The organism is Streptomyces sp. 891-h, assembly GCF_022760275.1.
GTDB classification, from domain to species: Bacteria; Actinomycetota; Actinomycetes; order Streptomycetales; family Streptomycetaceae; genus Streptomyces; species Streptomyces spirodelae.
On the sequence record NZ_CP050693.1, the window covers coordinates 1926692 to 1941759 of the forward strand.

The 15068-nt window shown below is 69.6% G+C and carries 8 protein-coding genes; all 8 read right to left on the reverse strand.

Going from position 1 to position 15068, the window contains the following annotated elements; all coding sequences use genetic code 11:
* Positions 1-391 precede the first annotated feature (391 nt).
* Entirely contained in the window at positions 392-772 is a 381-nt protein-coding gene (locus HC362_RS08120) for a helix-turn-helix transcriptional regulator (protein WP_019360111.1), read from the reverse strand.
* A 130-nt stretch (positions 773-902) separates the two neighbouring features.
* Entirely contained in the window at positions 903-1490 is a 588-nt protein-coding gene (locus HC362_RS08125) for a CinA family protein (RefSeq protein ID WP_243088428.1), read from the reverse strand.
* On the reverse strand, positions 1487-2356 hold the full coding sequence (gene pgsA, locus HC362_RS08130; RefSeq protein WP_243083244.1) for a CDP-diacylglycerol--glycerol-3-phosphate 3-phosphatidyltransferase: 870 nt from the start codon (positions 2354-2356) through the stop codon (positions 1487-1489). The genes HC362_RS08125 and pgsA overlap by 4 nt, the downstream gene beginning before the upstream one ends.
* The gene (rimO, locus tag HC362_RS08135) at positions 2353-4062 is read right to left on the reverse strand and encodes a 30S ribosomal protein S12 methylthiotransferase RimO (protein ID WP_243083245.1); all 1710 of its coding nucleotides are present in this window, start codon (positions 4060-4062) and stop codon (positions 2353-2355) included. The genes pgsA and rimO overlap by 4 nt, the downstream gene beginning before the upstream one ends.
* A 157-nt stretch (positions 4063-4219) precedes the next feature.
* Complete coding sequence (locus HC362_RS08140) at positions 4220-5023, reverse strand: helix-turn-helix domain-containing protein (RefSeq protein WP_243083246.1); 804 nt, start codon at positions 5021-5023, stop codon at positions 4220-4222.
* Between the two features lie 276 nt (positions 5024-5299).
* Positions 5300-8122: a DNA translocase FtsK gene (locus tag HC362_RS08145; protein WP_243083247.1), complete on the reverse strand. Its 2823-nt coding sequence runs from the start codon at positions 8120-8122 to the stop codon at positions 5300-5302.
* A gap of 198 nt (positions 8123-8320) precedes the next feature.
* Positions 8321-9016: a response regulator gene (locus HC362_RS08150; RefSeq protein WP_243083248.1), complete on the reverse strand. Its 696-nt coding sequence runs from the start codon at positions 9014-9016 to the stop codon at positions 8321-8323.
* A 248-nt stretch (positions 9017-9264) separates the two neighbouring features.
* Complete coding sequence (locus tag HC362_RS08155) at positions 9265-14946, reverse strand: HAMP domain-containing protein (RefSeq protein ID WP_243083249.1); 5682 nt, start codon at positions 14944-14946, stop codon at positions 9265-9267.
* Positions 14947-15068: the final 122 nt, after the last annotated feature.

Here is a 15068-nt window from a genome sequence, read left to right on the forward strand (position 1 = left end):
GCCGGTCCGCACCGGGCGGAAACGCCGTGTGCGGCAAGGACGCGAGACCGTCGACCAAGTCGAGTACCCCGCCATCGTCCCGCACTCCTGGCGACCGCGCGACCACGGAACGTAGGTCACACAGTGCGACGAACGCTCCGTGCACGTCTGCGTGCGGCGAGCGCCCTCTTCTCCTCGGCCTCGCGCAAGAGGCTCAATCCTCAACCCAGGACTCTTGCGCGAGGCACCAGGTACGAGCCGCCACAGGGCCTCTCCAGATGCACGAAGGCCCCGCCGGGTGTCCTCCAGCGGGACCTGTCGTCGCACGTCTCACACGGCGCCTGCCACGCCCCGTACGTCGTACGCCGGAGCGGGCTCGGCCGCGGGCGCACCACGGACCGGCACACGGCCCTCAGGCCGCGACCACGTCCACGGCCTCCGTCGGCGCCTTGATCGTGACCCGCTCCTCGGGCACTCCGGTGACCGAGGTGACGGACAGCGGGTTGAGCACCGGCCGCATGGGCGCGGGCACGGCGTCGCTCGCCGCGGACTCGGCCAGCTCCGCGAGCGCCAGCTCGTCACTGACCTCTCGCATCAGCTCGGACATCCGCACATCGAGCGCGTCACAGATCGATGAGAGCAGTTCGGACGAGGCTTCCTTCTGGCCGCGCTCCACCTCGGAGAGGTAACCGAGCGAGACCCTGGCGGACGAAGAGACTTCGCGCAGGGTACGACCCTGGCGTTGGCGCTGCCGACGCAGCACGTCACCCAACAGGCGACGGAGCAGAATCATCGGTGCTCCTCCCTCTCAACGCGCGGCGTCTTCCACAGCCTGTATCGGGACGGCCAGTTGGCCCCGACTCCTTCAGGCTCCACCGTACCGCCTTGGCACGCAGCCGTGCGGGGAGCGATGTCGTGTTCACTCAGGGCTGCAAACATCCATTCCCCCCGGTCTGTTCCCTATCCTGCCCTCCAGCATTTTCGATCAGTTCCTTGTAGAGCAGCTCCAGTGCTCCTCGAACACTCTCCGTACGAATACCGGCACGCACACGTTCCCCGGCTTCCTCACCAGTGTCACCGGCTCGATCGCCGCTCAAGCTGCCCTCGAGCCGCAGTTTCTCCACCACTGCCCCGGACGTGGGACCGGCGACAGCGACGAAAACCGTTCCGACCGGCTGCCCGTCCTGGGGCTCGGGCCCGGCCACACCTGTTGTCGCGAGGCCCCAGTCGGCGCCCAGTGCGCTGCGTACGCCCTGCGCCATCTGGCACGCGGTCTCGGCGTCGACAGCACCCCGCTCCTCAAGGAGTGCCCGGTTCACGCCGAGTACATCCCTCTTGAGCGCGGTCGCGTACGCCGTGACGGAACCACGGAAGGCTCGCGAGGCCCCAGGGACAGCTGTGATCTCGGCGGCGACCAGGCCGCCGGTCAGTGACTCGGCAACGGCGAGCGTCTGACCGCGCTCGGTGAGCAGCGCCAGTACACCGCCGACCCGCGACTTCACCTCCGTCAGGGCCGTTCACCCCCTGTGTTCCCCGCGTCTCCTGCGTCCTGTTCGCCTCCGCCGGTCCCGACGACCTCACCGTTTCCGGTCTCACCGTCGTTCCCGGCGTCTCCGGCGCTTCCTGAGTCTCCCGTGTTCCCCGTCCGGCCCGCGTCATCCTCGTCGCCGCTGTCGGCCGCCATCTCGTCACCGCCCCCGGCCGACTCCGCCGTTTCGGACGCCGGCCCGGCCACCGCACCGGCCCGCTCGGCCGCCATCCCGGCCCGGCGCAGCACCACGGCCTGGCGTACGTAGTCGAGGCCGGTGACCACGGTCAGGACGACAGCCACGGCCATCACCCACCATCGCAGGGTCGCCAGCGGGCCGGTCAGCACCAGCACGTACATGCCCACGGCGACGCCCTGCGCGAGGGTCTTCATCTTGCCGCCGCGGCTGGCCGGGATCACCCCGTGTCTGATCACCCAGAAGCGCAGCAGCGTGATGCCCAGCTCGCGGAAGAGGATCACACCGGTGACCCACCAGGGCAGGTCGGAGAGGGCGGAGAGGCAGATCAGCGCGGCGCCCATGATCGCCTTGTCGGCGATGGGGTCGGCGATCTTCCCGAAGTCGGTGACGAGGTTGTACCGCCGGGCCAGCTCACCGTCGAACAGATCGGTGATCATGGCGATGGCGAAGGCAGCCCAGGCGAACGAGCGCCAGGCCGGGTCGTGCCCGCCGTTGGCCACCATGAGCAGCACGAAAGCGGGCACGAGCAGCAGCCGCACCATGGTCAGGATGTTCGCGATGTTCCACAGACTCACAGGGCGTACGGTGCTCGCCGCTTTGGGTTTCGGTACGGTGCCACGCCGGGCCGCGGAGGCCGGGACTCCGGTCATCTGCCCGCCTCCCCGCTCACCTCGCGAGGCACACCGGCGGCACCACTGACTCCAGTCGCACCCGAGCGGGCGGCCGGCACGGCACCGTGCCCCGCTGAAGCCGTCACCAGCGGCTCGGCCACCAGGTCGACGCCCTCGGCCGCGACGACCCGCGCCTCGACCATCCGGCCCACCGCCGGCACCGGGCCCGCCTCGTCCGCCTCACCGGCCTCGCTCGTCTCCGTGGCGAGGGCCGCAGGCAGCGCGAGGCGCACCTGGCCGTCGGTCTCGGGGGCCTGGTGCGCGCCGCGTCCCAGCGGGCCCTCTTCCTCGTCCACAGCCTCGACCAGTACCCGTACGGTCTCGCCCACACGCTCCTCGGCGCGCTGCGCGGTCAGCTCCTCGGCGAGCCTGGACATGTGTGCGAGCCGCTCGGCGACCTCGTCGGCCGGCACCTTCTCCTCGTAGGAGGCGGCCTCCGTGCCTTCCTCGTCCGAGTAGCCGAACACACCGATCGCGTCGAGGCGGGCCTCGGTCAAGAATCGCTCCAGCTCGGCCAGGTCCTGCTCGCTCTCGCCGGGGAAGCCGACGATGAAGTTCGAGCGCACACCGGCCTGCGGGGCCCGCTTGCGGATCTCCTCCAGCAGCCCGAGGAAGCGGTCGGTGTCGCCGAAGCGCCGCATCGCGCGCAGTACGCCGGGCGCCGAGTGCTGGAAGGACAGGTCGAAGTAGGGCGCCACCTTCTCGGTGCCGGTCAGTACGTCGATCAGCCCGGGCCGCATCTCGGCGGGCTGGAGGTAGCTCACCCGCACCCGCTCGATGCCGTCGACGGCAGCCAACTCCGGCAGCAGCGTCTCCAGCAGGCGGATGTCGCCCAGGTCCTTGCCGTAGGAGGTGTTGTTCTCCGAGACGAGCATGATCTCGCGTACGCCCTGCTCGGCCAGCCAGCGGGTCTCCCCGAGGACGTCGGAGGGACGACGGGAGATGAAGGAGCCCCGGAAGGAGGGAATGGCGCAGAAGGAGCAGCGCCGGTCACAGCCGGAGGCGAGCTTGACGGAGGCGACCGGGCTGCTGCCCAGCCGTCGCCGCAGCGGGGCACGCGGCCCCGAGGCGGGCGCGAGGCCCTCGGGCAGGTCAGCAGGTGCGGAAGCGGCGACCGCTTCCCGGGTGGTCTCCTGGGACGCATGGGACGCCCCCTCGGCACCGAGCCCCTCACCCGCCGCGGAGGTGCCCTCGCCCGCGGCAGCGCCGTGTCCGGGGAGCGCGACTGCGGCACCCTGGCGCTCGGCGGGGCTCACGGGCAGCAGCTTGCGCCGGTCCCGGGGCACATGGGGGGCGTGCACTCCGCCGCTCAGAATGGTCCGGAGCCGGTCGGAGATGTCCGCGTAGTCGTCGAAGCCGAGGACTCCGTCCGCCTCGGGCAGCGCGTCGGCCAGCTCCTTGCCGTACCGCTCGGCCATACAGCCGACGGCCACCACGGCCTGGGTTCTTCCCTCGCCCTGCTGGGCCGCGCTCTTGAGGTCGTTTGCCTCCAGCAGCGCGTCGACGGAGTCCTTCTTGGCGGCCTCGACGAAGCCGCAGGTGTTGACGACGGCGACATCGGCGTCGGAGGCGTCCTCGACGAGATCCCAGCCATCCGCCGCCAGGCGGCCTGCGAGCTCCTCCGAGTCCACCTCGTTACGTGCGCAGCCGAGAGTGACAAGGGCGACGGTACGGCGTTCGGGCATGGGCTCAGCCTACTTCGTCCCCCCGGCACCGCCCGCCGCCAGGTTCCGGCCGCGCAGCTCACCGCTCCGGGGGGATTCGTCACCCGGAGCGCGGCGCCCACCGGTCAGCGAGCGCGGCATCCGCCGGTCAGCGCTTCAGCCGGCCTCGGTCAGCGCTTCAGCCGGCCTCCGGGTCGCCACGGGTGTAGCTGAGCCGCTGCACCTGACCGGGCTCGCTCGGGTGCTTGACCTCCTTGCCGTTGACGTACAGCTTCACCCTGCCCGGGTTGCCGAGCACCAGGTCGAGCCGCTTGTCGTCGGTGAGGGTCTTGGACTGGCCCGCCCTGAGCACTCCTTCGTGGACCAGCCGCCCGTTGTGGTCCGTGGCGGAGACCCAGCTGCTGTCCTTCTCCACGGTCATCCGCACGGTCACCTTGTCGGCGGGCGCCCCGGCGATGGCACTCTCGGAGGGCTTGGGGTCGCTCGAACGGGAGGGGGACGGTTCCTCGGAGGCTCCCTTGGAGGGAGTCGGGGACGGCGCCTTCTCGGCGGTCTGCTGGCCGGATTCCCCACCACCCCCGCTGACGAGGGTGAAGGCGACGAAGCCGATCACCGCGACGATGGCGGCGACCATCGCAGCCGTCCAGTTGGGCCCGCGCGGCTCAGGGCGGATACGTTCCGCCTCGAACAGGGTCGCGGGTGGGGTCGGCTCGGGACGGCCGCCGTGTTCCTCGTCGTACTGGGCGACCAGGGCGTCACCGTCCAGCCCGACGGCGCGCGCCAGCGTACGGATGTGGCCGCGCGCGTACACATCCCCACCGCACCGGGAGTAGTCGTCCTGCTCGATCGCATGCACGATCGGGACTCGCACCCGCGTGGAGGTACTGATCTCCTCCACGGTCAACCGTGCGTCGATCCGGGCCTGCTGGAGGGCTCGACCGACCGGGGGCCGGTCCTCTTGGGGGGAGTTGCCGATGGACACGGGGGCGCCTTTCGAGCGTGTAGCCACCTGCTGGAGGTTCAGTCTAGGGGCGGGGCAAAAGGGTGGGGCAAGCGGGCGGAGCAACTTTGTACGCCATATGTATGGCGTACGTATGACCGAGCTGCGCCGGGTGGCGCCCACACGCACCTGGTGCGCCGACGCCTGAGCCGTCCCTTCCCTCAACTTGACGTATAGACCACGGAAACGGTTGCCTCGCTCGCCCTTTCGAGTGAGCTGTGCCCGCCGTGCAGCGGGTGCCGCCAGTGCCGGGTGGGCCTACTCGCCGCCCCTGATGACCGTCAGCGCCTCGTCCAGCTCCTCGGGCTTGACCAGGACGTCCCGCGCCTTGGAGCCCTCGCTGGGGCCGACCACACCCCGCGACTCCATCAGGTCCATCAGCCGCCCCGCCTTGGCGAAGCCCACCCGCAGCTTTCGCTGGAGCATCGAGGTGGAGCCGAACTGGGTGGAGACGACCAGCTCCGCCGCCTGGCAGAGCAGATCCATGTCGTCGCCGATCTCCTCGTCGATCTCCTTCTTCTTGCTCTGGCCGCCGGTCACATCCTCCCGGAAGACGGGCGTCATCTGGGCCTTGCAGTGCTCGACGACCGCCTGGACCTCGTGCTCGTTGACGTAGGCACCCTGCATCCGGATCGGCTTGCTGGCGCCCATCGGCAGGAACAGCCCGTCGCCCTTGCCGATGAGCTTCTCGGCTCCGCCCTGGTCGAGGATGACGCGGCTGTCGGCCAGGGACGAGGTGGAGAAGCCGAGCCGGGAGGGGACATTGGCCTTGATCAGGCCGGTGACGACATCGACCGACGGCCGCTGGGTGGCCAGCACCAGGTGGATACCCGCCGCCCGCGCAAGCTGGGTGATCCGTACGATCGCGTCCTCCACGTCGCGCGGCGCCACCATCATCAGGTCGGCCAGCTCGTCCACGATGACCAGCAGATAGGGGTAAGGCGTCAGCTCCCGTTCGCTGCCCTCCGGAGCCGAGACCCGGCCCGCGCGCACCGCCTCGTTGAAGTCGTCGATATGGCGGAACCCGAACGCCGCAAGGTCGTCGTAGCGCAGGTCCATCTCGCGTACGACCCACTGGAGCGCCTCGGCCGCCTTCTTCGGATTGGTGATGATCGGCGTGATCAGGTGCGGGATGCCCTCGTAGACCGTCAGCTCGACCCGCTTGGGGTCCACGAGCACCATCCGCACATCCTCGGGGGTGGCGCGGGCCATCACCGAAGTGATGAGGCAGTTGATGCACGAGGACTTGCCGGAGCCGGTGGCACCCGCGACCAGGATGTGCGGCATCTTCGCCAGGTTGGCGGAAACGTAGCCGCCCTCGACGTCCTTGCCGAGCCCGACCAGCAGCGGATGGTGCTCGCCCGACGCCTCCGCCGAGCGCAGCACGTCCCCGAGATTGACCATCTCGCGGTCGCTGTTGGGGATCTCGATACCGACTGCGGACTTCCCGGGGATCGGGTTGATGATCCGCACATCGGGGCTGGCGACGGCATACGCGATGTTCTTGGCCAGCGCGGTGATCTTCTCGACCTTCACACCGGGGCCCAGCTCCACCTCGTAGCGGGTGACCGTCGGGCCGCGGGTGAACCCGGTGACCGCCGCGTCCACCTTGAACTCGGTGAAGACGGTGGTCAGCGACTGCACCACCTGGTCGTTGGCGGCGCTGCGGGAGCGTCCGGGCCCGCCCCGCTCCAGCAGGTCGAGGGAGGGCAGCGCATAGGTGATGTCCCCCGACAGCTGGAGCTGTTCGGCGCGCGGCGGCAGCTCGGCCGGCTCCGGTGGCGCGGGCGCCCTGGTCAGGTCCGGCACCGGCGTCCGCTCGGTGACCTCGTCGTCGGCGTGGCCGGGCCGGGCACCGGCGCTGTCCGCGCCACCCCGCCCGCCGCTCCGTCCCCCACCCCGGGCACCGGGCACCGAGTCGGCGCCTGTGGCCTGCCCCTTCCTGCCGCGGGACTTGGCAACCGAGCTGGTCAGATCGGCGACCACGGGCGAGGGCTGGATGCCGTTGACCACGGCGCCGTCCAGCGAGGCCGCAGCGGCGGCGGCCAGATCGACCGCGTCCAGCGTCCGCTCGGTCTCCCCGGCGCTCGCACCGACCACCGCGCCGTCCTCGGGCAGCGGCTCCTGCGTTCCGGCACCCCGCCTGCTCTGCCGGCCTGCGCGACGACGACGATCGAGGGCCTCCTTCTCGGCGAGCGCGGGAGCGATCTGCTCCTTGCGCATGCTGTGCGCCCGGCGCCCGGGAGTCGGCTCCTCCTCGTCCGGTTCGACGTCGTAGTCGTACCCGGCCACCGGCTGGACGAGGCCCAGCCGTACCCCGGCGGCCCGCAGCCGCTGCGGGATGGCGTTGACCGGAGTCGCCGTCACCACCAGCAGCCCGAAGACGGTGACGAGCGCGAGCAGCGCCACCGCCAGCATCTCGCCCATGGTGGCGATCAGCGGCCGGGAGACGGCCCAGCCGACCAGGCCGCCCGCGTCCCGCAGCGTGTCCTCGCCCTCGCCCCTGCCGGGGGCGCCGCAACCGATGTGGACGAGCCCCAGCACCCCGACGAGCAGCGCCGAAAGGCCGATCACGATACGGCCGTTGGCCTCCGGCTTCTCCGGATGGCGGATCAGCCGTACGGAGATGACGGCCAGCAGTATCGGCACCAGCAGGTCCAGCCGGCCGAACGCGCCGGTCACCAGCATCTCCACCAGATCGCCGACCGGGCCCTGGAGGTTGGACCAGGTACCGGCGGCCACGATCAGCGCCAGACCGAGCAGCAGCAGTGCGAGGCCGTCCTTGCGGTGTGCGGGGTCAAGCGCCTTGCCGCTGCGTCCGATACCGCGCAGGACGGCGCCGACCGCGTGCGCGAGGCCGAGCCAGCAGGCCTTGAGCACCCTCAGCACACCGCTGCTGGGGGACGGCGCGCCCTTGCCCTTGCCGCCCTTGGCCGCGGGCTTCTTGGCAGGCGCCTTCTTGGCGGGTGCCTTCTTGGGCGGCGCCTTCTTCGCCGGGGCCGCCTTCGCGGCTTTCGGGGCAGCCTTTTTGGCGGGTGCTTTCTTGGCAGCCTTTCCTGTTCCCGACGCGCGTGAGGCCATAGGTGTGAGGTTACCTGGGCCGGGCATCCGAGGCACGGATGACCGGGGTACCGCATGAGCTCACAGGGACTGCCGTTCCGCAGCCGGGCCCCGACCCGTCGTCAGTTCCGGGCGCGCGGTGTGCTGCTCCCGCTCAGTGCGTTGTACTGCTCCCCCTCAAGCGCGCCGTACTGCTCCCTCCCGGTGCTGCGAGGGGTCTCAGTTCTGCGAGGGCACCTGGGTCGAGGGGTCGCCGTCCGCGCCCGGGCCGAGCGCGTCAAGTGCGCTGCGCAGCCCCGCCAGTTTGCGCTCCAAGTGGGCGGCGGTCGCCACTGCCGCTGCGTCAGCCGAGTCGCCCAGCTGCTTGGTCAGCGCCTCGGCCTGCTCCTCGACGGCGGCAAGGCGCGCGGACAGCTCGACCAGCAGGCCCTGTGCCTCGTCGCCGTCCTCGTTCGCGCCGGTGCGCCGCTCGCCGCCGTTGCCCTCCAACTGCAGCCGCAGCAGCGACGCCTGCTCGCGCAGCTGCACGTTCTTCATATAGAGGTCGACGAAGACCGAGACCTTCGCCCGCAGCACCCAGGGGTCGAACGGCTTGGAGATGTAGTCGACAGCGCCTGCCGCATAGCCGCGGAAGGTGTGGTGCGGACCGTGGTTGATGGCCGTGAGGAAGATGATGGGGATGTCGCGGGTGCGCTCGCGGCGCTTGATATGGGCAGCTGTCTCGAAGCCGTCCATGCCCGGCATCTGGACATCCAGCAGAATGACCGCGAAGTCGTCGGTCAACAGCGCTTTGAGCGCTTCCTCCCCTGACGATGCCCGTACCAGCGTCTGATCGAGCGCGGAGAGAATGGCCTCCAGCGCCAGCAGATTCTCCGGCCGGTCATCGACCAGGAGGATCTTGGCCTTCTGCACCATGGCCCGTCCTCCTCGCCCCGGCAGCCTTTCGGACGCCGCCCCTGGGAGCGGCCTCCTGTCGCCGCCGCCCGTCCTTGTGCCGGTCATGGTAGCCGCACCCTGCGGTCCGCCACACCCTGTCACCGAGATGTCACTGTGCACGTAGCAGAAACGCCCCAGGGGACCAAAAGGTTCCCGGTTTACCGCGTTTCCACACGCGCTTGACCACACTGAGTCAACATATGGCCCTCATCGACACGGTGTCATATTCACCCGCCGTCCATCCACCGCCTCATGACATCCAGCAGGTGATCAGTGTCCACCGGCTTGGTGACGTAATCGGAAGCACCGGACTCGATGCTCTTCTCCCGGTCGCCCTTCATCGCCTTGGCGGTCAGTGCGATGATCGGCAGACCGGCGAACTGCGGCATCTTGCGGATGGCCGCCGTCGTGGCGTAACCGTCCATCTCCGGCATCATGATGTCCATCAGCACCACTGCCGCGTCGTCGTGCTGCTCCAGCACCTCGATGCCCTCCCGGCCGTTCTCGGCGTAGAGGACCTGAAGGCCGTGCTGCTCCAGGACGCTGGTGAGCGCGAAGACGTTGCGGATGTCGTCGTCGACGATGAGCACCTTCCGGCCCGCCAGATCGCCGGTGCCGCCCGTCGCGGTGGAGGGCGCCTCCTGCGCTCCCCCGCTCGCTTCCCGCCCCGGTGCCTCGGCGGCCGCGCCGCCGCTCTCGGCCACCGCGCCGCCCTGCTGCTCGTCGGCGCCCGCCACTCGCCCAGCCGCGCCGTTGCCCCGTACCGCCCCGTTGGCGGTCCCGTTCGCACTGCCGGCACCGTTGTCCGACGGTGCTGACGGGCGTGCCTCCGGGGGCAGTTCGGGCTGCGCCTGGCCGCTGGCGTCCCGCATCCGCCGCCGGTCGGCCAGTGAGTGCGCCGCCTCCTCCGCGGTCTGCTCGGGGGCCGCGGGAGCCGTCCCGGTGCCCTTGCCCGGCCCGGCCTGCGCCGCCGCTTCCTCCTGCTCGGCGGCCGGCGCCTCCGCGACTCCCGTACGCGCCTCCGGCAGGCTCAACGGGGCGCTGCCCGAGGCGAGCTGCCCGTAGCCCTGCGGCGGCAGCTCTGTCGGGTGCAGCGGCAGGTAGAGGGTGAAGGTGGAGCCGCGGCCCGGCTCACTGACCGCGTGGATCTCACCGCCCAGCAGCCGTGCGATCTCCCGGCTGATGGACAGCCCCAGGCCCGTGCCGCCGTACTTGCGCGACGTGGTGCCGTCAGCCTGCTTGAACGCCTCGAAGATGACCCGCATCTTGCTCTGCGCGATCCCGATGCCGGTGTCCGTCACCGAGAAGGCGATCAGCTCCGAGTCCGGGTCCCGCAGCGAACCGTGCTCCAGCATCTGCTCGCGGATCGCGCCGGGCACATCCGAGCGGGCCGAGCGGATCACAAGCTCGACGGCGCCGCTGTCGGTGAACTTCACCGCGTTGGACAGCAGATTGCGCAGCACCTGCAGCAGCCGCTGCTCGTCGGTGTGGAGCGTGGCGGGCAGCTCCGGCGAGACACTCACCGAGAAGTCCAGCCCCTTCTCCACCGTCAGCGGCCGGAAGGTGGCCTCCACATAGTCGACCAGTTGCACCAGTGCGATCCGCGTCGGGCTGACGTCCATCTTGCCCGCCTCGACCTTCGACAGATCGAGGATGTCGTTGATCAGCTGCAGCAGGTCGGAGCCCGCGCCGTGGATCGTCTCGGCGAACTCGACCTGCTTGGGCGACAGGTTGTTCTCCGCGTTGTCCGCCAGCAGCTTGGCCAGGATCAGCAGCGAGTTGAGCGGCGTGCGCAACTCGTGCGACATGTTGGCCAGGAACTCCGACTTGTAGCGCATCGAGACCGAGAGCTGCTCGGCACGCTCCTCCAGGACCTGCCGCGCCTCCTCGATCTCCCGGTTCTTGATCTCGATGTCGCTGTTGGTCTGTGCGAGCTGCTCGGCCTTCTCCTCCAGCGCCGCGTTGGACTCCTGGAGGGCCTTCTGCCGGTTCTCCAGCTCCGCCGAGCGCTCCTTCAGCTGCGCCGTCAGCTCCTGCGACTGCTCCAGCAGCCGCTCGGTACGCATATTGACGCTGATGGTGTTGACGCTCGTGGCGATCATCTCGGCGATCTGGTTGAGGAAGTCCTTCTGGATCTGTCCGAACGGCTGGAAGGACGCCAGCTCGATCACACCGAGCACCGTGCCCTCGAAGATGACGGGCAGCACCACCAGATGCGCGGGCGGCGCCTCGCCGAGCCCCGAGGAGATCTTCAGATAGCCGGGCGGCACATTGCCCATCTCGATGGTGCGCTTCTCCTTCGCCGCCGTGCCGACCAGCGACTCGCCCGGCAGGAAGGAGGTGGGCATGCTGTCGGTGCAGTAGCCGTAGCTGCCCAGCATCCGCAGCTCGTACTTGCCGTCCTCACCGGGCCCCGCGCCGACGCCCACCGCGCCCTCCGGAGTGCCCTCCGGCAGCGAGATGAAGAACGCGCCGTGCTGCGCGGAGACCACCGGCGTCAGCTCGCTCATGATGAGCCCCGCCACGTCCCGCAGATCGCGGCGGCCCTGCATCAGTCCTGAGATGCGCGCCAGGTTGCCCTTGAGCCAGTCCTGCTCCTGGTTGGCCTGCGTGGTGTCCCGCAGGTTGGCGATCATCGTGTTGATGTAGCCCTGCAGCTCCAGGATCTCCCCGGCCGCCTCGACGTCGATACGGACGTTGTGGTCGCCACGGGTCACCGCGGTGGCGACCTCGGCGATCGCCCGCACCTGACGGGTGAGGTTGCCCGCCATCTCGTTGACGGAGTCGGTCAGGTCCTTCCACGTACCGGCGACTCCCGGCACCCGGGCCTGACCGCCCAACTGGCCCTCGGTGCCCACCTCGCGGGCCACCCGGGTGACCTGCTCGGCGAACGACGACAGCTGGTCGACCATCGTGTTGATGGTCGTCTTCAGCTGCAGGATCTCGCCGTTGGCCTCGATGTCGATCTTCTTGGTGAGATCGCCCTTGGCGATGGCGGTGGTGACCATGGCGATCTGCCGCACCTGGCCGGTCAGGTTGGACGCCATCGAGTTCACCGACTCGGTCAGGTCCTTCCACGTGCCCGCGACGCCCTGCACCCGCGCCTGGCCGCCCAGCACGCCGTCCGTGCCCACCTCACGGGCCACCCGGGTCACCTGCTCCGCGAACGACGAGAGCGTGGTGACCATCGTGTTGACCGTGTCCGCGAGCTGCGCCACCTCGCCGCTGGCCTCGACGGTGACCTTCTTGGTCAGGTCACCCCCGGCGACCGCCGTGGCGACCTGGGAGATGTTGCGGACCTGGCTGGTGAGGTTGTTGGCCATGATGTTGACGTTGTCGGTCAGGTCCTTCCAGATACCCGACACGTCACGCACCCGCGCCTGGCCGCCGAGAATGCCCTCGGTGCCCACCTCACGGGCCACCCGGGTCACCTGCTCGGCAAACGACGACAGGGTGTCCACCATGGTGTTGACGGTCGTCACCAGGGCGAGCACCTCGCCCTTGGCGTCGACGGTGATCTTCTTGGACAGGTCGCCCTGTGCGACAGCCGTGGTGACCTCGGCGATGTTGCGGACCTGCGAGGTCAGGTTGTTCGCCATGAAGTTCACCGACTGCGTGAGGTCCTTCCAGGTGCCGGAGACACCCTTGACCTCCGCCTGGCCGCCCAGGATGCCCTCCGTTCCCACCTCGCGGGCGACCCTGGTGACCTCCTCGGCGAACGACGAGAGCTGGTCGACCATCGTGTTCAGCGTGGTCTTCAGCTCCAGGATCTCGCCGCGCGCGTCCACGTCGATCTTCTGCGACAGATCACCCCGGGCCACCGCGGTGGCCACCTGCGAGATGTTGCGCACCTGGCTGGTCAGATTGCCGGCCATACCGTTCACGGAATCGGTCAGATCCCGCCACACGCCCGCGACGCCCGGCACCTGCGCCTGACCGCCCAGCCTGCCCTCCGTACCGACCTCACGGGCCACCCGGGTGACCTGGTCGGCGAAGGCCGAGAGCTGGTCGACCATCGTGTTGATGGTGTTCTTCAGCTCCAGGATCTCGCCGCGCGCATCGACCTCGATCTTCTGCGAGAGGTCACCCCGCGCGACCGCCGTGGTCACCTGAGCGATCTGCCGCACCTGGGAGGTCAGATTGTTGGCCATGAAGTTGACGGAGTTCGTCAGGTCCTTCCAGGTGCCCGAGACGCCGTCCACGCGGGCCTGGCCGCCCAGCCGGCCCTCGGTGCCCACGTCCCTGGCCATCCTGGTCACCTGCTCGGCGAAGGAGGACAGCTGGTCCACCATCGTGTTGACGGTGTTCTTCAGCTGGAGCATCTCGCCGGAGACATCCACGGTGACCTTCTGCGACAGATCACCGTTCGCCACCGCAGTCGTCACCTGAGCGATGTTGCGGACCTGCCCTGTGAGATTGCGGAACGCGGTGTTGACCGAGTCCGTCAGGTCCTTCCAGGTGCCGGCCGCGCCGGGCACGGCCGCCTGCCCGCCCAGCTCACCTTCGACGCCGATCTCCCGGGCGACCCGGGTCACCTCGGCGCCGAACGCGGAGAGCTGGTCGACCATCGTGTTGACGGTGTTCTTCAACTCCTGCATCTCACCGGAGACATCCACGGTGACCTTCTGCGACAGATCACCGTTCGCCACCGCAGTCGTCACCTGAGCGATGTCCCGCACCTGAGCGGTCAGATTCCGGAACGCGGAGTTGACCGAGTCCGTCAGGTCCTTCCAGATCCCGGCGGCCCCCGGCACCACCGCCTGGCCGCCCAGCACGCCGTCCGTGCCGACCTCGCTGGCGGCCCGCGTGACCTCGTCCGCCAGGGTGCGCAGCGTGTCCGTCATCGCGTTGATCGTCTCGGCGAGCTGCGCCACCTCGCCCCGCGCGTTCACGGTGATCTTCTGCGACAGGTCGCCGTTGGCCACCGCCGTCGTCACCTGGGCGATCTCGCGCACCTGGGAAGTCAGATTGCCCGCCATCAGGTTGACGGAGTCCGTCAGGTCCTTCCACACGCCCGCGACGCCCTGCACCCGCGCCTGGCCGCCCAGCTCGCCCTCGGTCCCGACCTCGCGCGCGACCCTGGTGACCTCGGACTGGAAGGAGGAGAGCTGGTCCACCATCGTGTTGACGGTGTTCTTCAGCTCCAGCATCTCGCCGGCGACATGAACGGTCACCTTGCGTGAAAGGTCACCCTTGGCGACCGCCGTGGTCACCAGAGCGATATCCCGCACCTGAGCCGTCAGCCGCGACGCCATGGTGTTGACGGAATCAGTCAGGTCCTTCCAGGAACCGGACATTCCGCGCACCCGCGCCTGGCCGCCCAGCTTGCCCTCGGTCCCGACCTCGCTGGCGACCCGCGTCACCTCGTCCGTGAACGCCGAGAGCTGGTCCACCAGGCCGTTGACCGTACGGCCGACCTTCAGGAACTCCCCCCGCAGCGGATGCCCGCCGCCCTCGGCCCCACGCGAGCGCAGGTCCATGCGCTGCTCCAGGTCACCGTCGGCGACGGCCGTCAGCACCCTGCCCACCTCGGAGACGGGCCACACCAGGTCGTCCACCAACGCGTTCGCCGCGTCGATCGCCGACGCCCAGGAGCCCTCACACGTGCCGGTCTGCAGCCGCTCTGTGAGTTTTCCCTCACGTCCGACCACCCGCCGCACCCGGGACAGCTCACCCGTCAGGTGCAGATTCTGGTCCGCGACCTCGTTGAAGACCGCGGCGATCTCGGCCATCGGGCCCTCACCGGTCACGGTCAGCCGCTTGCGGAAATTGCCGTCCCGCATCGCCGTCAGCCCGGTCAGAAGCTTGTTGAGGGCCGCGGCGTCCACCTCGACCGTCCCGCTTCGACGGGACCGTCCGCCCTTCGCGCGCGTGTTGCCGCTACGCGCGGTTGTGGTGCCAGACTCCACTGCCCCTCCTGCGGGTCGACCTTCCTGCCCGGGCCCTTGTACTCCGAGCCTTCCCAGTGTTTCACCCTGCCCGAACCCGGCGATAACAGTTCGGCAGCATGGCATATCGCACTGCGTTCGCG